The following is a 20,902-nucleotide window of genomic DNA, read 5'->3' on the forward strand; positions in this document are numbered from 1 at the left end:
CGCCGAGGACCTCGAGATCATCGCCGACAAACTCAACAACCGGCCCCGTCCCACGCTCAACCTCGAGACCCCCAAACAACGCATGCGCCAACTCATTGCCACCGCGGCCTAAACCCAGTTGTTGCAACGACCAATTGACTTTGAGCCCCGTTTATGGGCCGGAAGTGACCCCGCGTTGCCGGTTAACCGGCGGCAGGGACGGACAGTGTCACCATGATGGCGGCGTGGTCCGTCCCGGGCACCCTGTGCACCGCATAGCCTGCGTTGCGCACGGACGGGCTGGTCACGATGTGGTCGATCGTGATGCCGGGAAGTAACAGGCCGTCCATGGGCCAGGTGGGGATCAGGCGTGAGCCCTGCGCCATCCCCACGTCCACCACCTTCCGGCCGTCACCCTGCAGGAGCTGCCTGAACTCTGCGTGGTCGTAGCTGGCATTGAAGTCACCGGCCAGCACCTCATTTCCCGGCCGGGAAACCACCTGGCCGAGCGCGGCGAGGTCGCTGCGCCACTTCGGCAAGCCCACCCCCACGGGAGCACGCGTGTGGACGTTCGTCAGCTCGACGACGGCCCGCTTCCCCTCGGACTCGGCGGTGAGCCGGATGAGCGGCATCGAAAAATGGGAGTCGGGCACTGTCCCGGTGCGCTCCAACTTGTGGACCGAGTAGACAGCATTCCCGGCGGCGCGGCCCGCGGGGGCGCTGATCCTGTTGGGGAGCAGCCCGGCCAGTCCGGCATCGCCAAGCCGGTCTTCGAGGGCCTGGGTGTATTCCTGAATCGTCAGCAGGGTAATGCCGTTCTCGCGGACCAGCCGGACGATTTCCGCCGCGTCCGCTCTGCCGAGTTTGGCGTTGAGGCTCATCACCCGGAGCTCCAGGGTGCCCTGGGCCTTTCCTTCCCCGGCGTCCGCCTCAGCCTGGCCGTAGTCCAGCGGGACCAGCCAGAAGAGCTGCACGGCCACGAGTCCCGCCGCGGCGCCCGCCATCCACCGCCGGCGGCCCAGCACGGCGAACAACAGGGAGACGCTGGCGGGCAGCACCAGCCACGGGGTGAAGGACACCAGCTGGACAACGGTGGTGGGCCATTCCCGCGGCACGGCACGGAACACGGAGACCACCACGACGGGGGCTGCGGCCACCCCTGCCATCACCCGCCAACCGGCGGCCGCGGGCCGCACGGGTGTCCCTGGGGCAGCGTGGCCCCGGTCCCGGAACATCATGGGACCCAGTGTAGGCATTGCGGACCGATTCCACTTGTTAGACTTCTACTACCAGCTTTGACCCGGCCATCACCGGTGAGCTTCCGGAAGAACGCCCCGGCGCAACGATTGCCTTGTAACTCAGCACGCGCCAGGGCCGGTAGAACCGGACGGGTAAGCCCGTCACAGCAGTTAATGAGCGGCCGGTGCAGGTGCAGCTTCTTTTCCCAAAGAAGCGGGACGGTGCCGGTAAGTGAGGTGGTACCGCGGTGCCGGTGTTGTCGAAAGACAGTGCAGGGGCCGTCCTCGCATCCTGAATGAACCCATTTGTTCACCAGCTCAAACCAGGATGTCGAGATGACTTACTACCCGAAGGCTTCCGCCGCACCTTCCGGCGCCGGCGCCCATTCCTCCGCTTCCAACACAGGTTCCAACGCCGCAGGCGTCTCCGCCTCCGTGAGGTTCCCGGAGATCGAAGAGCGCATCCTCAAGTACTGGGATGAGGACGGCACGTTCCAGGCCAGCATCGACCAGCGTGATGCCGGCCAAGATGGGTCCAACGAATTCGTCTTCTACGACGGCCCGCCCTTCGCCAACGGCCTGCCGCACTACGGCCACCTGCTGACCGGCTACGCCAAGGACCTCGTGGGCCGCTACCAGACCCAGCGCGGCCGCCGGGTTGAGCGCCGCTTCGGCTGGGACACCCACGGGCTGCCCGCCGAGCTGGAAGCCATGAAGCAGCTCGGCATGACGGACAAGACCCAGATCGAAGCCATGGGCATCGACAAGTTCAACGACGCCTGCCGTGCCTCGGTCATGAAGTACGCCGACGAATGGAAGAGCTACGTCACCCGCCAGGCGCGCTGGGTCGATTTCGAGAACGACTACAAGACGCTCAACGTCGAGTACATGGAGTCCGTGCTCTGGGCCTTCAAGCAGCTGCACGAGAAGGGCCTGACCTACAACGGCTACCGGGTGCTGCCGTACTGCTGGAAGGACGAGACGCCGCTGTCCAACCATGAACTGCGCATGGATGACGACGTTTACAAGAACCGCCAGGACCAGACCGTCACGGTCACGTTCCCGATCACGGCGGGGGAGTCGGAGCTTTCCCGGCAGCTCGCCGGCGTTCAGGCGCTCGCCTGGACCACGACGCCCTGGACGCTGCCCACCAACCTGGCGCTCGCCGTCGGGCCCGCCATCAACTACGTCGTCCTGCCCGCCGGCCCGCACGGCATCAAGGCCGCGTCGGCCGAGGCTCCCGTCGCCGGCAGTTTCCTGCTGGCCGCGGAGCTGCTGGGCGCCTACGCCAAGGACTTCGGTTACGGCGACGGTGCCGAGGGCGTCGCGGCGGCCGAAGCCGCCGTTACGTCCAGCCACACCGGCGCCGAACTCGAGGGTCTGAGCTATGAGCCGCTTTGGGACTACTTCTCCGACGCCGAGAAGTTCGGCACCGAGAACGCCTGGCGCTTCCTGGTTGCCGACTACGTCACCACCACCGACGGCACCGGCATCGTGCACCAGGCCCCGGCCTACGGTGAAGACGACCAGAAGGTCTGTGAAGAGGCCGGCATCCCCGTCGTCCTCTCCGTGGACGAGGGCGCGAAATTCCTGCCGCTGTTTGGCCACGGCGACCTCGCCGAGATCGCCGGACTCCAGGTCTTCGACGCGAACAAGCCCATCACCCAGGTGCTCCGCGCCCAGGGCCGCCTGGTCCGCCAGGCCAGCTACGAGCACAGCTACCCGCACTGCTGGCGTTGCCGCAACCCGCTGATCTACCGCGCGGTGTCCTCCTGGTACGTGGAGGTGACCAAGTTCAAGGACCGCATGTCCGAGCTCAACCAGGACATCAACTGGATCCCGGGGAACGTCAAGGACGGCCAGTTCGGCAAGTGGCTCGCCAACGCCCGCGACTGGTCCATCAGCCGCAACCGCTACTGGGGCAGCCCCATCCCGGTCTGGCAGTCCACGGACCCGGACTACCCGCGCACCGACGTTTACGGCTCCCTGGCGGAGATCGAGGCCGACTTCGGCCGCCTGCCGCTGAACAAGGCCGGCGAGGTGGACCTGCACCGGCCGTTCATCGACGAACTGACCCGCCCGAACCCGGACGACCCCCGCACCCCGGAGGAGGGTCAGTCCGTGATGCGCCGCGTCGAGGACGTCCTGGACGTCTGGTTCGACTCCGGCTCCATGCCCTACGGCCAGGTCCACTACCCGTTCCAGAACGAGGAATGGTTCGACACGCACAACCCGGCGGACTTCATCGTCGAGTACATCGGCCAGACCCGCGGCTGGTTCTACATGCTGCACATCCTCTCCACCGCGCTGTTCGACCGCCCCGCCTTCCGCAACGTCATCAGCCACGGCATTGTCCTCGGCTCCGACGGGCAGAAGATGTCCAAGAGCTTGCGCAACTACCCCGACGTCTCCGAGGTCCTGGACCGCGACGGCTCCGACGCGATGCGTTGGTTCCTGATGTCCAGCCCCATCCTGCGCGGCGGCAACCTCGTGGTCACCGAGCAGGGCATCCGCGACGGCGTCCGCCAGGTCATCCTGCCGCTGTGGAACGTGTACAGCTTCTTCACGCTCTACACGAACGCCGCTGCAGGTGGTGCGGGGTACGACGCGAAGCTCCGCTACGACGGCTACGCCGACACCCTGGACCAGTACCTCATGGCCAACACCGGGGACCTCGTCCGGAACATGACCGCGCAGCTGGACAGCTACGATATCTCCGGCGCCTGCGACGAGCTGCGCAGCTACCTGGACATGCTCACCAACTGGTACGTCCGCCGCAGCCGCCAGCGCTTCTTCGACGAGAGCGTGGACGCCTTCGACGCGCTCTACACGGCGCTGGAAACGGTCTCCCGGGTCGCGGCGTCCCTGCTGCCGCTGGTCTCCGAGGAGATCTGGCGCGGCCTGACCGGCGGGCGCTCCGTGCACCTGGCCGACTGGCCGGACGCGGACCTGTTCCCGGCCAACCCGGGGCTCGTCGAGGCCATGGACCGGATCCAGCAGATCTGCTCCACCGGTTCCTCGCTGCGCAAGGCAGCGAACCTGCGCGTGCGCCTGCCCCTGCAGGAACTCACCGTCGTGGCACCCGGCGCGGACACGCTGGACGGCTTCGCCACCGTCGTCGCCGATGAACTGAACCTGCGCTCCGTCCGCCTGCTCGACGCCGAGAGCGCCTCCCCGGAGGAGTTCGGCATCGAACAGAAGCTCGTGGTCAACGCCCGGGCCGCGGGCCCGCGCCTGGGCAAGAACGTCCAGCAGGCCATCAAGGGCTCCAAATCCGGTGACTGGAGCGTCGACGAAGCCGGCGTGGTCACCGCGGGCGGCCTCGCCCTCGAGCCGCAGGAATACACCCTGGAAACCGTCGTGGCGGAAGCCGCCGAAGGTGAAGGCTCGCGCGCCGCGGCCGTTCTTCCGGGCGGTGGCTTCGTGGTGCTCAACACCGAGGTCACGCCTGAACTCGAAGCCGAGGGCATCGCCCGCGACATGGTCCGCGCCATCCAGCAGGCCCGCAAGGACGCCGGGTTGAACGTGAGCGACCGGATCCGGACAAACGTCACCGCCACGATGGACATTGTCGACGCGGTAAAGGCCCACGAAAACCTTGTGGTCACCGAAACCCTCACCATGGAGCTCGGCTTGTCCTCCAACGGAGACGGTACTGACCTGCAGATCACCGTGGAAAAGATAGGGGCCTGAATCATGACCGACGAATTTTCCGTAGAGAGCGTCTACGCCGAACTGCTGGGCCGGGCGCCGGAAAACAAGATGGAGCCCCGGCTTGCCCCGCTGCACCGGGCGATGGACATCCTGGGGGAGCCGAACAAGGCATTCCCGATCATCCACGTCACCGGCACCAACGGGAAGACCTCCACCGCCCGGATGATCGAGGCCGGGCTGCGCGCTCACGGGCTGAGCACCGGGCGGTACACGAGCCCGCACCTGTCCAAAGTCACCGAACGGATCAGCATCGACGGCGCCCCGGTGCCGGATGAGACCTTCGTCCGGATCTGGGACGAGATCCGCCCCTACCTGGCCATTGTGGACGGCGAACTCGAAGCCGAGGGCCAGCCCCGGCTGACCTACTTCGAGTGCCTCACCATCCTCGGCTTCGCGGTCTTCGCCGACCAGCCGGTCAACGTCGCCGTCATCGAAGTGGGCCTCGGCGGCATCACCGACGCAACCAACGTCGGCGACGGCCAGGTCTTCGTGGTCACGCCGATCTCGCTGGACCACACCGAGCTGCTGGGCGACACCACGGAGGAGATCGCGTACGAAAAGGCCGGCATCATCAAGCCCGGCGGCTTCCTGGTCAGCGCCGCGCAGCCCCGTGACGCGGCCCAGGTGCTGTTGGAAAAGGCCAAGGAAACCAACGTCCCCTTCCGCTTCGAAGGCGTCGAGTTCGGCGTCGAATCCCGCACCGTCGCCGTCGGCGGCCAGATGGTCACCATCCAGGGCATCGCGGGCCGCTACGAGGACCTGCTGGTCCCGCTGCACGGCGCGCACCAGGCGGAGAACGCCGCCGTCGCGATCGCCGCGCTGGAGGCCTTCTTCGGCGCTGAAAAGGCGCTCGACGCCGAGATCGTCCAGGAGGCCTTCGCCTCGGTCACCTCGCCCGGCCGCCTCGAGGTGCTGCGCACTGCGCCGACCATCATCGTCGACGCCGCGCACAACCCCGAAGGCATCCGGGTCTCCGCCGAGGCCATCCACGAGGCCTTCAGCTTCACCAAGCTCGTGGTGGTAGTGGGCGTGCTGCGGGAAAAGGACGCCGAGGAGATCCTCCGCCAGCTCAAGGAATCCCTGGGCGACCTGGCTGCCGAGTACTGCTTCACGCAGTCCAACTCGCCCCGCGCTGTGCCGGCCGAGGACCTCGCGGAACTCGCCGAGGAACTCGGCTTCGGCGAGGACAACATCCACGTCGCCGAGAAGCTCGACGACGCCCTCGAATGGGCGGTGGAACGTGCCGAATCCAACGACGACCTCGCCGGCGGCGTCCTTGTCACCGGGTCCATCACGCTCGTCGCGGACGCCCGGATCCTGCTCGGAAAGGCGGACGCCTAGACCATGGCGAAACTCACCAAGGCCCAGCGCGAATGGCGCCCGGGCATGCCCAAGAAGCGCCGCTCCACCAAGGTCATGTTTGCCTCCACCGTGCTGCTGCTGGAGGCCTTTGTGGTGCTCTTCGGCACCCTCACCGTCTTCGGGCTGCGGCGGGACGAGTTCCCGCCGGTCCTGATCTTTTCGGTGGGGATCGGGCTGTGCCTCGTGTATGTCTTCACCTGCGCGGTCCTCTCCAAGCCGTGGGGAGTGGCGCTGGGCTGGATCCTGCAGATCGTGCTGATCCTTACCGGCATCCTGGAACCGGCGATGTTCGTGGTCGGCGGACTCTTCGCGGTGGCCTGGTGGTACGGGATCCGCACCGGCATCCGGATTGACCGCGAGTCCGCGCAGCGCGAACGGGAGCAGACCGCCTGGGACGCGGCCCACCCCGAAGAGCAAAGCAACTAGACTTGTTTCCGAATCCCACCCCAACACATTGGAGCAGCTGTGAGCATTGAGCGCACCCTGGTACTGATCAAGCCCGACGGCGTCACCCGCAACCTGACGGGCGGCATCATCGCCCGCATCGAAGCCAAGGGCTACACCCTGTCCGAGCTCAAGAAGGTCGACGCGAGCCGCGAACTGCTGGAGCAGCACTACGAGGAGCACGTGGGCAAGCCGTTCTACGAGCCGCTCGTCGAATTCATGCTCAGCGGCCCCGTTGTCGCCGCGATCTTCGAGGGCCACCGCGTGATCGAGGGCTTCCGCTCGCTTGCGGGCACCACGGACCCGACGACGGCGGCTCCCGGCACCATCCGCGGCGACTTCGGCCGCGACTGGGGCCTGAAGGTGCAGCAGAACCTGGTCCACGGCTCGGACTCCGTCGAGTCCGCGGAACGCGAGATCAAGATCTGGTTCCAGGACTAAGCTCCGGGACCGACCGACCGCCTCACCGAGGTGACAGTAAAGGCCAATGTTCATCGCGAACATTGGCCTTATCTGTCACCTCGCGGCGGTGATCCGGGGTTCCTCCGCCTAGTAGCCGGAGGTCCCGATGAAGACCTGGATGAAGGCGAAGAAGATGGTGGCGATCACGGCGACGTAGAGCAGGGCCGTGATGATCCAGCCGGAGTCGCCCAGGATCCTGGTCGGCCCCTCGGGCAGCCGGATCACGCCGTGGGACACATTGCGGACCGTGACCCAGACGAACAGCGGAATCATCGCTGCCCACACAACCATGCAGAACGGGCAGAGGATGTGGATGGAATACAGCGCCTGCGACCAGAGCCACACCACGAACGCGAAGCCCAGGGTCACGCCGGCCTGCAGGCCCAGCCAGTACCAGCGGGCAAACCTGGCGCCGGCCAGCAGGCCCATCGCGGTGGTGATGATGACGGCAAAGGCCACGATGCCGATGAACATGTTGGGGAAACCGAACACCGAACTCTGTGGCGTCTGCATGACCTGGCCGCAGGAGATCCACGGGTTCACATCGCACACGGTCACGTGGCCGGGGTCCTTGAGGACCTCCAGTTTCTCCAGCACCAGGATCCCGGAGGCAAGCCAGCCGACGACGCCGGTGATCAGCAGGAGCCACGCGAACGGGCGGTCGCGGGTCATCAGGGGGAGCGGCCGTTCCGCAACAGGCGTGCTGGAGCCTTGCTGCTGCGCGGCTGCCTCGCCGGTGGCACTGGAGATGCTGGGCATGGAATCAAAGTCCTTCGGGTCGGTGCAACTGGTCCGATTCTATCGCCGGAGACTGGGGGAAGTCCGGGAAGGCTGGTGCCGTCCAGAGTGATTCGGACCGGGCCGCGGTCCGGATGTCTGCTTACGCCTGCTTTGACGGCTCCTGTGAGACAATGATCGTGGCTGGAACCCGATCCACATCCGGGTCCCGGTCCGGCGACTTTGTTCCCAAGACCGCCAATGATGAGCAGGGAGCTACGGATCCTCTGATCCCGGCTGTCCCGCAATGCCATTGGACGGCACCTGGTTGTGGCGTGTAGATCAACGGGTTTCAGAACAATTCCGCCGGCCCTCCAGGGCTGCCGCACCCCACTGCCGGTGCGAACCTGAGGGTATCCAATTGACTTCTGTCAATGCCTGCGGGTGTTGACAAATAATTGCCCCAACGGGTGCCGGATGTGGCGGCATTCAGGGGCAGGAGTGTCGCCACATATGGATAATGACCAGGTTGTAACGGGAAACGAAGACTCTGCCGTTGCCAATGCAGCACCGGAATCAGCTGAAGAGGCTGTAGCCACCCCGCCGAAGCGGCCGGTCCGGGCCCGCCGCAAGGCACTGCCCAAGAAGGAAGCCCCCGAGGCCGCGGAAGCAGCAGAGCCCGCAGCAGTTTCCGCCGTGGCCGCAGAGGCTCCCGCTGAGGAGACCGAAGCCAAGGCCAAGGCGCCTGCACGCCGCTCCCGCGCCCGCAAAGTGGCCGAACCGGCCGAACCCCTGCCGGCCTTCGCCGCTGAAGCCGCAGCAGAGCCGGCGGCCGCCACGGCCGAGGCGCCGGCAGCAGAGGCTGCCGAAGTGCCGGTCGAAAAGCCTGTCCRCCGCCGCGCCAGCCGCGCCAAGGCCCCCGCCCCCGTCTCTGAAGCACCAGCCGCTGAAGTGCCGGCAACGGAGGCGCCCGTCGCTGAAGCCCCGGCCGCCGGGGCCACGGCAGAGGAAGCAACCACGGAAACGCCGGAAGCCGCCGCTGCCCCGGCTGAGCAGGCCGCCACCGCAGCCGAAGCATCTGCAACCGAAGCATCTGCCGCAGACGCCCCGGCCGCAGCCTCCTCGCTCTTCCTGGAGCCGGGCGCCGTCACCTCGATGATTTTCCAGGCACCTGACCTGACCGCCGTCGTGCGTCCGGCTCCGGCCGCAGCGGCGGCCGCCGCAGAAGCTGATGAAGAAGAGGGCGAGGAAGGCGAAGGCGACGACGCCGGAAGCCGCCGTCGCCGCCGCAGCCGCGGGCGCCGGGGACGCAGCAGCCGCACCGGCGGTGAGTCCGAGACCGAGACCGAGGGCGAGGGCATCTCGGAAGAAACAGAAGAGGGCTCCGAGGGGACGCTCGAAGACGGCGTGACCTCCCGGCGCCGTCGCCGGCGCCGCCGTGGCGACCAGGACCTCGAACTGACCGGCGGGGGAGACGACGATCCGCCCAACACGGTCACCCGGGTCCGTGCGCCCCGTGCCGCCACCGAGGCGCCGGTCAACAACCGCGTCACGTCCCTCAAGGGCTCCACGCGGCTTGAGGCGAAGAAGCAGCGCCGCCGCGAATCCCGCGACACCGGACGCCGCCGCACCGTCATCACCGAGGCCGAGTTCCTGGCCCGGCGCGAATCCGTGGACCGCCAGATGATCGTCCGCCAGCGCGACGACAGAATCCAGATCGGCGTCCTCGAGGACGGCGTCCTGGCCGAGCACTTCGTGTCCAAGACCCAGCAGGATTCCCTGATCGGCAACGTCTACCTGGGCAAGGTCCAGAACGTGCTGCCGTCGATGGAAGCCGCCTTCGTCGACATCGGACGCGGCCGCAATGCCGTGCTCTACGCCGGTGAAGTCAACTGGGAGTCCGTCAACCTCGAGGGCAAGCAGCGCCGGATCGAGAACGCGCTCAAGTCCGGCGACTCCGTGCTGGTCCAGGTCACCAAGGACCCGGTGGGCCACAAGGGCGCCCGCCTCACGAGCCAGATCTCGCTGCCCGGCCGCTACCTCGTGTACGTGCCCGGCGGTTCCATGACCGGCATCTCCCGCAAGCTGCCCGACGTCGAACGCAACCGCCTCAAGCGGATCCTCAAGGACCGCCTGCCGGAAGATGCGGGCGTCATCGTCCGCACCGCCGCCGAAGGTGCGTCCGAGGAAGAGCTCACGCACGACATCAACCGCCTCCGCGCCCAGTGGGAAGGCATCGAGGGCCAGTCGACCTCGACCAAGATCCTCGCCCCCGAACTGCTCTACGGCGAACCCGACCTGACCATCAAGGTGGTCCGTGACGTCTTCAACGAGGACTTCTCCAAGCTGATCGTCTCCGGCGAGGAAGCCTGGGACACCATCGAGGCATACGTTACCTACGTGGCGCCGGACCTGGTGGGCCGGCTGGAGAAGTGGACCAAGGACACGGACATCTTCTCGGCCTGGCGCATCGACGAGCAGATCCACAAGGCCCTGGACCGCAAGGTCTTCCTGCCCTCCGGCGGATCCCTCGTGATCGACCGCACCGAAGCCATGACCGTGGTGGACGTCAACACCGGCAAGTTCACCGGCAGCGGCGGCAACCTCGAGGAAACCGTCACCAAGAACAACCTCGAAGCAGCCGAGGAAGTCGTCCGGCAGCTCCGGCTCCGCGACATCGGCGGCATCATCGTCATCGACTTCATCGACATGGTGCTCGAATCCAACCGCGACCTCGTCCTGCGCCGCATGGTGGAGTGCCTGGGCCGGGACCGGACCAAGCACCAGGTGGCCGAGGTGACCTCGCTGGGCCTCGTGCAGATGACGCGCAAGCGGATGGGCACCGGGCTGCTCGAAGTCTTCGGCGAACAGTGCGAAACCTGCGCCGGCCGCGGCATCGTCACCCACGACGAGCCGGTCGAACACCGCCGCGCCAACGTGGTCGCCGCCGAGCACCACGTCCCGCGGACCGAACAGCAGCAGCCGGCTGCCCGGACCGAACGCAAGAGCCGCCGCCGCGGCCGGGGCGGCCAGGGGACGGACGTCCAGTCCGCCCCGGCAGCCGTGCACGCCGAGCCCACCGACGCCGAGCGCCACGCCAAGGCCGAGGCAACCCGCGCCGCGCTGGCCAACATCGCAGCAGCGGCGCACGCCGCCCACCTGCATGACGGCGAGGCAACCGCCGACGCCGGGACCCGCGAGGCAGCTGTGGAAGCAGCCGTCGAGGCGGCTGCCGAGCTGGCCGCGACGGAGGAAGCCGCCGGGCGTCCGGGCGCCGTGCTGACGTTTGGCGGCGAACAGGTTGCCCTGCCGTTCGTGGAACACGCAGAGGATTCCAGTGCGCCTGCGCTGACCCTGGACCTGCTGACCGAGGCCTTCGCCAATCTGGGCGAAACCGAAGAAACCACGGCTCCTGCGGCACAGGAGCCGGCAGCGAAGGCGCCGGCGGCCCGGACGGCTGCGGCCGCTCCGGCCCGCGCCGGCGGAACCGGCCCGGGACGCGCCCAGGCGCCGGGTTCCCAGACTGAGGCGGAAGCCGAAGCCGGCACCTCGCGTGCCCGCCGCGGCCGCCGCAACCGGAGCGCCAGCCGGGCCCAGGGGGCAGCGAATGAGACCTCGGTGGAGCAGCGTCAGGAATCCCGGCAGTCCGCCGCCGTTTCGGTGCACGAGGCCAAGGTCCCGGCAGCAACGTCACCGGCGGCAAAGCCGGCCGCCAGCGAGCCGATCATCCTCGGCGTCGGCGTTCCGGCCTCGGAGCTCTGACACCGGAACAGTTCAGCAAGGCCGCGGGCGCGGTCCGGACGGCGTAGCAATACGCGCAGTCCGGGCCGTGCCCGCGTCTTCGTTAAGGGATGCGGCTAGGCTGGAGCCCTGACACGGGGTGCCGCGCATCGAGCCGGCTGAGATCCAGACCCGTTGAACCTGTCCGGTTAGCACCGGCGAAGGGATGTCTCTCGTGACCACCGCCTCATCGTTTCTTCCGCCTGTCCCTGCCCCGTCGGCGCCCAGGATCCCGCGGGTGCTGGCGATCGCCGGCTCCGACCCCTCCGGCGGCGCCGGGATCCAGGCCGACCTCAAGAGCATCGCCGCGCACGGCGGCTACGGCATGGCAGCCATCACCGCCCTGACCGCCCAGAACACCCGCGGCGTCAGCGCCGTCCACGTTCCGCCGGCGGCGTTCCTGACCGCCCAGCTGGAGGCCATCAGCCAGGACATCACCATCGACGCCGTCAAGATCGGCATGCTGGGGGACGCCTCCGTGATTGACGCGGTCCGCAGCTGGCTGGAGAAGTCCCGCCCCGCCGTCGTGGTCCTGGACCCGGTCATGGTGGCGACGAGCGGCGACCGGCTGCTGCAGGAGTCCGCCGAGGCAGCCCTGCACGCGCTGTTGCCGTACGCGGACCTGATCACGCCCAACCTCGCCGAGCTCGCCGTCCTGCTCCGGGAGGAAGCCGCCAAGAACTGGGCCGGGGCACTGGAACAGGGCAAACGGCTCGCCGCCCAGACCGGCACCACGGTCCTGGTGAAGGGCGGCCACCTCGACGGCGGCAGCGGTTCCCGGACCGGCACCGGCCACGACGACGGCGGCAACGGATGCCCCGACGCGCTGGTCAACACCGGCGGGCTCCTGGCCCAGGACGTCGTCGTGGTGCCAGGGGAGCGCGTGCATACGCGCAACAGCCACGGCACGGGGTGTTCGTTGTCCTCGGCCATCGCCACAGTGCAGGCTAGAAACACAGTGCAGGCCGGAACAGGGGACTGGGAGGCCGCGCTCCGCGAGGTCAAGCCGTGGCTGCAGGAGGCACTGCGCGCCTCGTCGGCGCTCGACGTCGGCACCGGCAACGGCCCGGTCCACCACTTCCACCACGTCCAGCAGCAGACCCAGGACCACAGCGCCGCCCGGAATGGAACCGCCGCCCGGGAACCCGCCGAAGGCGAGTTCGGCGTCGCGCTCCGGGAAGCGGCCACCGCCGACCTGGAGGCGATCTACGGCCTTGACTTCATCCGGGCCCTCGCCGACGGATCGCTGCCGGAGAAGGAGTTCGCCTACTACCTCGCCCAGGACGCCCTGTACCTCAACGGCTATTCCCGCGTGCTGGCCCGTGCCGCCGCGATCGCAACCACTGAGGCCGAGCAACTGTTCTGGGCCCGCTCAGCGCAGAACTGCCTCGAGGTCGAGTCGGAGCTGCATCGGACCTGGCTCAGTACCCGCACCGCTGAGGTGACGCTCGGTCCGGTCACCAAGTCGTACGTGGACCATCTGCTGGCCGCCTCGGTCTCCGGCAGTTACGGGGTGCTGGTGGCCGCCGTGCTCCCGTGCTTCTGGCTCTACGCCGAGGTGGGGGAGACCCTGTACCGGCAGTTCCTGACCGCGGGCGCCCCGGAGTCCCATCCCTACGCCGTCTGGTTGCGCACCTACGCCGACGAGGAGTTTGTCGCCGCCACCCGGCAGGCCGTTGCCTACACCGACGCCGCGGCACGGGCGGCCTCGACGGGCGAACGGGACGCCATGACGCTGGCCTTCCGGCAGTCCGCCCGCTACGAGGTCGACTTCTTCGACGCGCCGCGGCTGCACGCCTGACAGCGGGTGCCCGTGTGGGCCTGTACGATAGGTGGGCACGGTTCCGGAAGTCGTTGCGGCAGGCTCTGTCCATACAGAGTGGCGCCTATCACGTACCTCCCTTCGGAACCAGCCTCATTTGCGGCCGAAGGCAAAATTAGCGTAGTCTAGATCTTCGGTGCTTACGCCAACACTTGGGTTATGACCTTGAGGACGCTCCATCCGATTTCGGATGCGTTTGTCCACGGGATAGCTCATGGATTCCCTTGGGAACTCCACCGGCGTAGAGGCACAGCGTGAGCCGGACCAGATTCGTTGGACCCAGGTTCCGCACGCAAATCTAGTAATAAACGTCGAGAGAAGTGAGTTCCCCAGTGGTGTACGCGATTGTCCGCGCAGGCGGCCGCCAAGAGAAGGTTTCCGTTGGAGACTTCGTTACCCTGAACCGCGTCCCCGGTGGAGCCGGCAGCACCTTTGAGTTGCCCGCACTGCTCCTGGTAGACGGTGACAAGGTCACGTCTGCAGCTTCGGACCTGGCCAAGGTAAAGGTTACGGCTGAGATCCTTGAGGACCTTCGCGGTCCCAAGATCGTCATCCAGAAGTTCAAGAACAAGACCGGTTACAAGAAGCGCCAGGGTCACCGTCAGGAATTGACCAAGGTCAAGATCACCGGTATCAAGTAACTAATCGTTACTGTTCAGGTTTTCAGCAGATTCCCCAGAATTTTAAGGCAGGCATTTCCAAATGGCACATAAAAAAGGCGCGAGCTCCACTCGCAACGGTCGTGACTCGAACGCCCAGTACCTCGGCGTCAAGCGCTTCGGCGGCCAGGTAGTTTCCGCAGGCGAGATCATCGTCCGCCAGCGTGGCACCCACTTCCACCCGGGCGCCGGCGTTGGCCGCGGCGGCGACGACACCCTGTTCGCTCTGACCCCCGGCGCTGTCGAGTTCGGCACCCGCCGCGGTCGTCGCGTTGTGAACATTGTGGCTGCTGCAGCTGCAGAGTAACAACAAGTCTTGAATCGGTGGAGCGGGCCATTAGGTCCGCTCCACCGGTGTTTTAACCGCATTACAATCATCCTGGGCGTCCTTGGCGCCTGAGGGAACAGCACTGAGGAGATCCACGTGGCCAGCTTTGTAGACCGGGTAGTACTGCACGTATCCGGCGGTACCGGCGGCCACGGTTGTGTCTCCGTCCACCGCGAGAAGTTCAAGCCGCTCGGCGGTCCCGACGGCGGCAACGGCGGCAACGGCGGCGACGTCATCCTGCGCGTCGACCCCCAGACCACCACCCTGCTGGACTACCACCACGCCCCGCACCGCCACGCCACCAACGGCGGCCCCGGCATGGGTGACTGGCGCGCCGGCAAACACGGCGAAACCCTGATCCTCCCGGTCCCGATCGGCACCGTGGTCAAGTCCAAGTCCGGCGACGTCCTCGCGGACCTCGTGACCGAAGGCGCAGAATACATTGCGGCCGCCGGCGGCATCGGCGGCCTCGGCAACGCCTCGCTCTCCTCGCAGAAGCGCCGCGCTCCCGGCTTCGCGCTGCTCGGCATCGAAGGCGAGTCCAGCGACGTCGTCCTGGAACTGAAGTCCATCGCCGACATCGCCCTGGTCGGGTTCCCGTCCGCCGGCAAGTCCAGCCTGATTGCGGCCATGTCCGCCGCGCGGCCCAAGATCGCGGACTACCCGTTCACCACCCTGATCCCGAACCTCGGCGTGGTCCAGGCCGGCGACGTGCGCTTCACCATCGCCGACGTCCCCGGCCTCATCGAAGGCGCCAGCGAAGGCAAGGGCCTCGGCCACCACTTCCTGCGCCACGTCGAGCGTTGCGCCGCCCTGGTGCATGTCCTTGACTGCGGCACGCTCGAATCGGACCGCGACCCGCTCTCGGACCTGGCCATCATCGAGGCCGAACTCGAGAAGTATGCCGTGGACATGAGCTACAGCGGAGCCGACGGCGAAGTGGTTCCGCTGAACCACCGCCCCCGCCTGGTCGCCCTGAACAAGGTGGACCTGCCCGACGGCAAGGACATGGCCGAGTTCGTCCGCCCGGAACTCGAAGCCCGCGGCTACAAGGTCTTCGAGATCTCGGCCACCAGCCACGAAGGCCTGCGCCAGCTCGGCTTTGCCATGGGCGAAATCGTCCAGGCCGCCCGCGACACCCTCGCCGCCGCGCCGCCCAAGGTGCAGGCCCCGGTCCTGAAGCCGCGCGCCGTCAACGAATCCGGCTTCAAGATCCGCCGCGAAGAGAAGAACCTCGAGCCGCTGTTCCGCGTCCTGGGCGACAAGCCCGTGCGCTGGGTCAAGCAGACCGACTTTACCAACGAGGAAGCCATCGGCTACCTCGCCGACCGCCTCGCCAAGCTGGGCGTCGAAAACGAACTCTTCAAGCAGGGTGCCGTGCCGGGCGACACGGTGGTCATCGGCGAGGACGACGGCGTCGTCTTCGACTGGGAGCCCACCATGATGGCCGGCGCCGAACTGCTGGCCGCACCGCGCGGCACCGACGTGCGCTTCGCCGACATCGGCGACCGCCCCACCCGCGGGCAGAAGCGCGAGGACCAGATCGAACGCCGCGAGGCCAAGGCTGCCGCCCGCGCCGAGCTCGAAGCCGAACGCAAGGCCGGCATCTGGACCGAGTCCGTCAGCGGACGCCGTGCCGCCAAGCCGCTCAAGGAGAGTGGACTGGGCGAAACAGATGACGAGTAAAGCCGTCACTGAGCGCGGTGCGGCGGTCACCCCCGACCGCCGCCCGGCAGCGGACACCCCCGTCCCCGACCGGTCCGTGCTGTCCGGCGCGCGCCGGATCGTGGTCAAGGTCGGGTCGTCCTCGCTGACCTCCATCAAGGGCGGCATCTCCGAAGAGGCCTTGACCGAACTCGCCGACGCCCTCGCGCACCAGCGCAACGCCGGCACGGAGATCATCCTGGTGTCCTCCGGCGCGATCGCCGCGGGGCTCGCCCCCCTCGGGCTTGCGAAGCGTCCCCGTGACCTCGCCACCCAGCAGGCCGCCGCGAGCGTGGGCCAGGGCCTCCTGATGGCCCGCTACACGCACGCCTTCGGGGCCCACGGCGTCACCGTCAGCCAGGTCCTCCTCACCGCCGAGGACTTCATGCGCCGCAGCCAGCACACCAACGCCCTGCGCGCCCTCGACCGGCTGCTCAACCTCGGCGTCGTGCCCGTCGTGAACGAAAACGACACCGTCGCCACGCACGAGATCCGCTTCGGCGACAACGACCGGCTCGCGGCCCTCGTGGCCCACCTGGTCCGCGCCGACGCGCTGGTGCTGCTCTCCGACGTCGACTCCCTCTACGACGGACCTCCCGCGCACGGCGCAAAGCGGATCTCCCATGTGACCGGCCCGCAGGACCTCGACGGCGTGACCATCGGACGCACCGGCAAGGCAGGAACAGGCACCGGGGGAATGGTCACCAAGGTCGAGGCGGCCACCATCGCCGCGGGCTCCGGCATCCCTGCGCTGGTCACCTCCACCGGGAACGCCGCCGCCGCGCTGGCGGGCAAGGACGTGGGGACCTGGTTCTCCGTCAACGGCTCCCGCAAGCCGGTCCGCCTGCTCTGGCTGGCGCACCTCGCCTCCGTGGAGGGCACGCTGGTGCTCGACGACGGCGCCGTCGAGGCCGTGCGTGACCGCCGCACCTCGCTGCTCCCGGCCGGCATCTCTGCCGTCCACGGAGACTTCGAAGCCGGCGACGCCGTCGAGATGGTCGCACCCGACGGCACGGTCATCGCCCGCGGACTGGTCAACTACGGCGCGGCCGAACTCCCGCAGATGCTGGGCCGCTCCACCAAGGAACTCGGCGAGGCGCTCGGCCGCGGATATGACCGGGTAGTTGTTCATGTTGACGATCTGGTGCTGGTCTAAGCCTCCTGTCCGCCTAAACTGGAAGCATGACTGAGGCCCTGACCCCCCGCTCCGCCGTGCTCGCCGAAAAGCTGTTCGCCGAAGGTCTGCTTCCCGCGGACGGACCGGCTGAGGGCGGCGTTCTGGCAGGTCCGGAGGCGTCTCCGGACACTGCGGGCACCAGCGAAGCGACCGACGTTGAGGCTGCCGTCCACGCCATCGCCGACCGCTCGCGCCACGCCGCGCGCAGGATGGCCCGCGCGAACCGGGCCTGGAAGGACCGCGGGCTGCGTGCCATCGCAGCCGCGCTGCTGGAGCGCAAGGCCGGGATCCTCGCCGCCAACGCCAAGGACGTCGCCGCCGGGAAGGCCAACGGCACGTCCGCGGCCCTGCTGGACCGCCTCACCCTCACGGGCGCCCGCATCGATGGCCTCGCGGCAGCCTTGGAAAACCTCGCCAACCTGCCGGACCCGGTCGGCAACGTGGTCCGTGGCCAGACGCTGCCCAACGGGCTGCGGCTCCGGCAGGTCAACGTGCCTATGGGCGTTGTTGCCGCCATCTACGAGGCGCGCCCCAACGTGACCGTGGACATCGCCGGGCTGGGCCTGAAGAGCGGCAACGCCGTCATTCTGCGCGGCGGAACTGCCGCTGCCGCCACGAACGCCGCCTTCGTCACCGTGCTCCGCGACGCCCTCGATTCGGTGGGTCTCCCCGCCGACGCCGTGCAGAGCGTGGACCAGTACGGCCGCGACGGCGCCAACGCCCTGATGCGTGCCCGTGGACGGGTCGACGTCCTGATTCCCCGCGGCGGCCGGGAACTGATCCAGTCCGTAGTGAACAACGCCAGGGTTCCCGTCATTGAGACCGGAGAAGGCAATGTGCACATCTTCCTGGACGCCTCCGCGGACGAGGAAATGGCTGTGGAGATCCTGCTGAACGCCAAGACCCAGCGGCCCAGTGTCTGCAACACTGTGGAAACCCTGCTGGTCCACTCGAAGTCGACAGTGCTGCCCGCCGTCGCCGCTGCTTTGCGCGCCGCCGGCGTCACGCTTCACACCGACGAGCGGGTCCGGGCCGCGCTGCCGGGGTCGGTGGATTCGGTCCCCGCCACCGATGAGGACTGGGCCACCGAATACATGGACCTGGACCTCGCCGTGGCCATGGTGGACAGCCTGGACGACGCCGTCAAGCACATCCGCAGGTGGTCCACCGGCCACACCGAAGCCATCCTGACCAATGACCTCGGCAACGCCGAGCGCTTCATCGCGGAGGTCGATTCGGCCGCCGTGATCGTAAATGCTTCCACCCGCTTCACCGACGGCGGGGAGCTGGGCCTGGGTGCCGAAGTGGGCATTTCCACCCAGAAGCTGCACGCCCGCGGCCCGATGGGTCTGACGGAACTGACCACCACGAAGTGGATCGTCCAGGGCGAGGGCCAGATCAGGGCCTAGCAACGCTGTAATATGGAACAGAAGTCCGGAACGGTGGGGTTACCCGCCGTCGTCAATTCTTGAACTTACTAGGGGAGAACATGCTGTCGCAGCAGATCGCCACCATCGTCGCAGCCGCCGGCGGATCAGGCCACGAGGAACTCGCGCCGCTTATTGCACCGCCGTTCGTCATCGGCGGCATCATGTTCGCGGTCCTGATGACCATGCTTTTCATCACGCTGTCCTACTCCAACCTGGGCAAGCGTCACGAAGCCGTTGAGGAGCACGCGGATCCGCACCGCCAGCACCCGAACAAGCACGATCACGGCCAAGGGCACTAATATTTCCGCCAACATGAGGCAGCGCGGCGCCAAGCGCCGCCTGCGTCTGGGTGTGATGGGTGGCACGTTTGATCCCATCCACCACGGCCACCTTGTCGCGGCCAGCGAGGTCGCGGCCAAGTTCGACTTGGACGAAGTGGTCTTCGTGCCGACGGGCCAGCCGTGGCAGAAGATGAGCAAGAAGGTCAGCGAGGCCGAGCACCGCTACCTGATGACCGTCATCGCCACGGCGTCGAACCCGCGTTTCACCGTCAGCAGGGTGGACGTGGACCGGCCCGGGCCGACGTACACCATCGATACCCTCCGGGACCTGCATACCCTGCGCCCCGAGGCGGACCTGTTCTTTATCACCGGCGCCGACGCACTGGCCCAGATCCTGTCCTGGAAGGACATCGACGAGCTGTGGACGCTCGCGCACTTCGTCGGCGTCACCCGGCCCGGGCACGTCCTGGACGGGATGGGCCGCACGGACGTCAGCCTCCTCGAGGTTCCCGCCATGGCGATCTCCTCGACCGACTGCCGCACGAGGGTGGCGGCAGGCAACCCCGTCTGGTACCTCGTCCCCGACGGCGTTGTCCAGTACATCGCCAAGTACGGACTGTACGGCGGTGACCCGGAGACCGGGGACACCTCCGCCGGCAATGGCGCCGCACGCTATGACCGAAGTACCGAGATAGCCCAACCGGCCAGCACCGAATGAGTTTGCAATGAGTCAGGAACAGCCACCAATCCGCAGCCGTCGCGAACTGCGACAGGCCCGAGATGAACGCCTGGAAGCCAACCAGGAGGCCGGTACGCCAGGTCCCGGTGCGGTTCCCCCTGCCTCCAATGATTCTGCCGACGGCACCCAGCGGCCCGCCGGCGACGTTGACCCCGGCGAGCCTACCGAGGCGGAAATTACCGGCCGACGCCGGATCCCGGGCCCCGTGGACTCGGTCCGCAGCACCGCCGGCTCCGAACGTTCCTCGCAGGTCCGCGCCCGGGACCGTGCCACGTTGCGCACCATCAAGGAACTGGCCGAAAAAGAGGGCAACCTCGCCGGCGGGGGACCGCCCACCCGGCGACAGCTCCGGCTGCTGCAACTGGCGGCGGAAACATCCCCGTCGACCTCCGCCAACCTGATCGTCCCCGCCTCCCCGCGCACCCGGGCCACGCCCGTTGTTCCCCGGCCCGGCGTGGAGTCCGCTCCCGCTGACAGTGCCACCGGCCAGAAGGCCGACGTCGGCCCGAACTCCGGCGGTGCCAAGGCCCCTGGCGGTAAGGGCCCCGAGGGAATGACCGTTGAACAGGCCCTGGCCGCGCGGGAACTTCTGGCCCAGCAGGCCCAGAACCAGCTGGCCAAGATGGAACACATCAACGCCACCGACCCCGACGCCGTCGATCCTGCCGTACTGGCGGAACAGATCGCCCTGGCCGAGCGGGCCGCCGTACTGAACCGCCGGGCTGCGGCCAAGCAGAAGCTGGCCGAGCAGAACAGCAAGCCGGAGCCGGCGCGGAATGATCCCAGCACGGCCAACAACCTGGCCATGGTCACACCCCTGGAGTTCGTCCAGGTCCCCGGCGTGGAGCGGCCCGTCATGAAGCGCCCTGCCACGTCCCACGTTCCGGTGGCAACCAACCCGGGCCCCCGGGTTGAACCGGCCCGGAAGTCCGGCACCCGCCGTCCGGCGTCGTCCCGCCAGCGGGGCGGCGCGTCCGCAACGGGCCGCGGCGGTGTGCTCGCCCCCGCCGAGGCGGCCGCCAAGGCCGCCTCCGCGCCCCCCGTGACGTCCAGGCCGGCCGCGGGG

At 67.9% G+C, this 20,902-nt stretch carries 16 protein-coding genes and 1 riboswitch; of the genes, 14 read left to right on the top strand and 2 right to left on the bottom strand.

Annotation, left to right across the window (positions count from 1 at the left end; genetic code table 11):
* Positions 1–182: 182 nt before the first annotated feature.
* Positions 183–1,217 (bottom strand): endonuclease/exonuclease/phosphatase family protein, encoded by a 1,035-nt coding sequence (locus tag AB4Y67_RS18375; RefSeq protein ID WP_441407197.1) that lies wholly within the window; start codon positions 1,215–1,217, stop codon positions 183–185.
* A 336-nt stretch (positions 1,218–1,553) separates the two neighbouring features.
* Here AB4Y67_RS18375 and ileS point away from each other — a divergent pair, with 336 nt between their 5' ends.
* From ileS to ndk, 4 genes are read left to right on the top strand one after another with little or no spacing between them, the layout of a single operon-like run.
* Positions 1,554–4,910 carry an isoleucine--tRNA ligase gene (ileS, locus tag AB4Y67_RS18380; protein WP_441407198.1) on the top strand — a complete coding sequence of 1,119 codons (3,357 nt, stop codon included), beginning with the start codon at positions 1,554–1,556 and terminating at the stop codon, positions 4,908–4,910.
* Positions 4,911–4,913: 3 nt separating this feature from the next.
* Positions 4,914–6,272 carry a bifunctional folylpolyglutamate synthase/dihydrofolate synthase gene (locus AB4Y67_RS18385; protein ID WP_441407199.1) on the top strand — a complete coding sequence of 453 codons (1,359 nt, stop codon included), beginning with the start codon at positions 4,914–4,916 and terminating at the stop codon, positions 6,270–6,272.
* A gap of 3 nt (positions 6,273–6,275) precedes the next feature.
* Positions 6,276–6,719 (top strand): DUF4233 domain-containing protein, encoded by a 444-nt coding sequence (locus tag AB4Y67_RS18390; RefSeq protein ID WP_441407200.1) that lies wholly within the window; start codon positions 6,276–6,278, stop codon positions 6,717–6,719.
* Positions 6,720–6,758: 39 nt separating this feature from the next.
* The gene (gene ndk, locus AB4Y67_RS18395; RefSeq protein WP_441407201.1) at positions 6,759–7,178 is read left to right on the top strand and encodes a nucleoside-diphosphate kinase; all 420 of its coding nucleotides are present in this window, start codon (positions 6,759–6,761) and stop codon (positions 7,176–7,178) included.
* Positions 7,179–7,286: 108 nt separating this feature from the next.
* Here ndk and AB4Y67_RS18400 read toward each other — a convergent pair whose 3' ends face one another.
* Entirely contained in the window at positions 7,287–7,958 is a 672-nt protein-coding gene (locus tag AB4Y67_RS18400) for a vitamin K epoxide reductase family protein (protein WP_441407202.1), read from the bottom strand.
* Positions 7,959–8,429: 471 nt separating this feature from the next.
* Between AB4Y67_RS18400 and AB4Y67_RS18405 the strand changes: the two genes are divergently transcribed.
* From AB4Y67_RS18405 to AB4Y67_RS18450, 10 genes are all read left to right on the top strand, one after another.
* Positions 8,430–11,678 (top strand): Rne/Rng family ribonuclease, encoded by a 3,249-nt coding sequence (locus AB4Y67_RS18405; protein WP_441407203.1) that lies wholly within the window; start codon positions 8,430–8,432, stop codon positions 11,676–11,678.
* 104 nt (positions 11,679–11,782) lie between these two features.
* A riboswitch (TPP riboswitch) is annotated at positions 11,783–11,880 on the top strand.
* On the top strand, positions 11,863–13,497 hold the full coding sequence (locus tag AB4Y67_RS18410) for a bifunctional hydroxymethylpyrimidine kinase/phosphomethylpyrimidine kinase (RefSeq protein ID WP_441407204.1): 1,635 nt from the start codon (positions 11,863–11,865) through the stop codon (positions 13,495–13,497). It overlaps the preceding riboswitch by 18 nt.
* A 353-nt stretch (positions 13,498–13,850) precedes the next feature.
* Positions 13,851–14,159 carry a 50S ribosomal protein L21 gene (rplU, locus tag AB4Y67_RS18415; RefSeq protein WP_024368343.1) on the top strand — a complete coding sequence of 103 codons (309 nt, stop codon included), beginning with the start codon at positions 13,851–13,853 and terminating at the stop codon, positions 14,157–14,159.
* Positions 14,160–14,220: 61 nt separating this feature from the next.
* Entirely contained in the window at positions 14,221–14,484 is a 264-nt protein-coding gene (rpmA, locus tag AB4Y67_RS18420; RefSeq protein ID WP_009372867.1) for a 50S ribosomal protein L27, read from the top strand.
* A 117-nt stretch (positions 14,485–14,601) separates the two neighbouring features.
* The gene (gene obgE / locus AB4Y67_RS18425) at positions 14,602–16,191 is read left to right on the top strand and encodes a GTPase ObgE (protein WP_441407205.1); all 1,590 of its coding nucleotides are present in this window, start codon (positions 14,602–14,604) and stop codon (positions 16,189–16,191) included.
* A complete protein-coding gene (gene proB / locus AB4Y67_RS18430) occupies positions 16,181–17,365 on the top strand; it encodes a glutamate 5-kinase (protein WP_441407206.1) in 1,185 nt (394 codons plus the stop codon). The genes obgE and proB overlap by 11 nt, the downstream gene beginning before the upstream one ends.
* Before the next feature lie 26 nt (positions 17,366–17,391).
* The gene (locus AB4Y67_RS18435; protein ID WP_441407207.1) at positions 17,392–18,795 is read left to right on the top strand and encodes a glutamate-5-semialdehyde dehydrogenase; all 1,404 of its coding nucleotides are present in this window, start codon (positions 17,392–17,394) and stop codon (positions 18,793–18,795) included.
* Positions 18,796–18,875: 80 nt separating this feature from the next.
* Positions 18,876–19,115 carry a hypothetical protein gene (locus AB4Y67_RS18440; RefSeq protein WP_441407208.1) on the top strand — a complete coding sequence of 80 codons (240 nt, stop codon included), beginning with the start codon at positions 18,876–18,878 and terminating at the stop codon, positions 19,113–19,115.
* A 55-nt stretch (positions 19,116–19,170) separates the two neighbouring features.
* Positions 19,171–19,815 (top strand): nicotinate-nucleotide adenylyltransferase, encoded by a 645-nt coding sequence (gene nadD, locus AB4Y67_RS18445; RefSeq protein WP_441407210.1) that lies wholly within the window; start codon positions 19,171–19,173, stop codon positions 19,813–19,815.
* Between the two features lie 7 nt (positions 19,816–19,822).
* Positions 19,823–20,902, top strand: a 1,080-nt coding sequence (locus AB4Y67_RS18450) for a hypothetical protein (RefSeq protein ID WP_441407209.1), incomplete at its 3' end; no start/stop codon positions are given.

Origin of the sequence: Arthrobacter sp. YAF17, from assembly GCF_052113365.1 — a bacterium.
GTDB lineage: Bacteria > Actinomycetota > Actinomycetes > Actinomycetales > Micrococcaceae > Arthrobacter.

Excerpts from the sequence above, each read along its gene's own strand:
- AB4Y67_RS18435 (WP_441407207.1), top strand. The coding sequence starts at position 17,392 with ATGACTGAGGCCCTGACCCCCCGCTCCGCCGTGCTCGCCGAAAAGCTG.
- AB4Y67_RS18390 (WP_441407200.1), top strand. The coding sequence starts at position 6,276 with ATGGCGAAACTCACCAAGGCCCAGCGCGAATGGCGCCCGGGCATGCCC.
- proB (WP_441407206.1), top strand. The coding sequence starts at position 16,181 with ATGACGAGTAAAGCCGTCACTGAGCGCGGTGCGGCGGTCACCCCCGAC.
- AB4Y67_RS18375 (WP_441407197.1), bottom strand. The coding sequence starts at position 1,217 with ATGATGTTCCGGGACCGGGGCCACGCTGCCCCAGGGACACCCGTGCGG.
- AB4Y67_RS18385 (WP_441407199.1), top strand. The coding sequence starts at position 4,914 with ATGACCGACGAATTTTCCGTAGAGAGCGTCTACGCCGAACTGCTGGGC.
- rpmA (WP_009372867.1), top strand. The coding sequence starts at position 14,221 with ATGGCACATAAAAAAGGCGCGAGCTCCACTCGCAACGGTCGTGACTCG.
- AB4Y67_RS18440 (WP_441407208.1), top strand. The coding sequence starts at position 18,876 with ATGCTGTCGCAGCAGATCGCCACCATCGTCGCAGCCGCCGGCGGATCA.
- AB4Y67_RS18400 (WP_441407202.1), bottom strand. The coding sequence starts at position 7,958 with ATGCCCAGCATCTCCAGTGCCACCGGCGAGGCAGCCGCGCAGCAGCAA.
- ileS (WP_441407198.1), top strand. The coding sequence starts at position 1,554 with ATGACTTACTACCCGAAGGCTTCCGCCGCACCTTCCGGCGCCGGCGCC.
- AB4Y67_RS18410 (WP_441407204.1), top strand. The coding sequence starts at position 11,863 with ATGTCTCTCGTGACCACCGCCTCATCGTTTCTTCCGCCTGTCCCTGCC.
- nadD (WP_441407210.1), top strand. The coding sequence starts at position 19,171 with ATGGGTGGCACGTTTGATCCCATCCACCACGGCCACCTTGTCGCGGCC.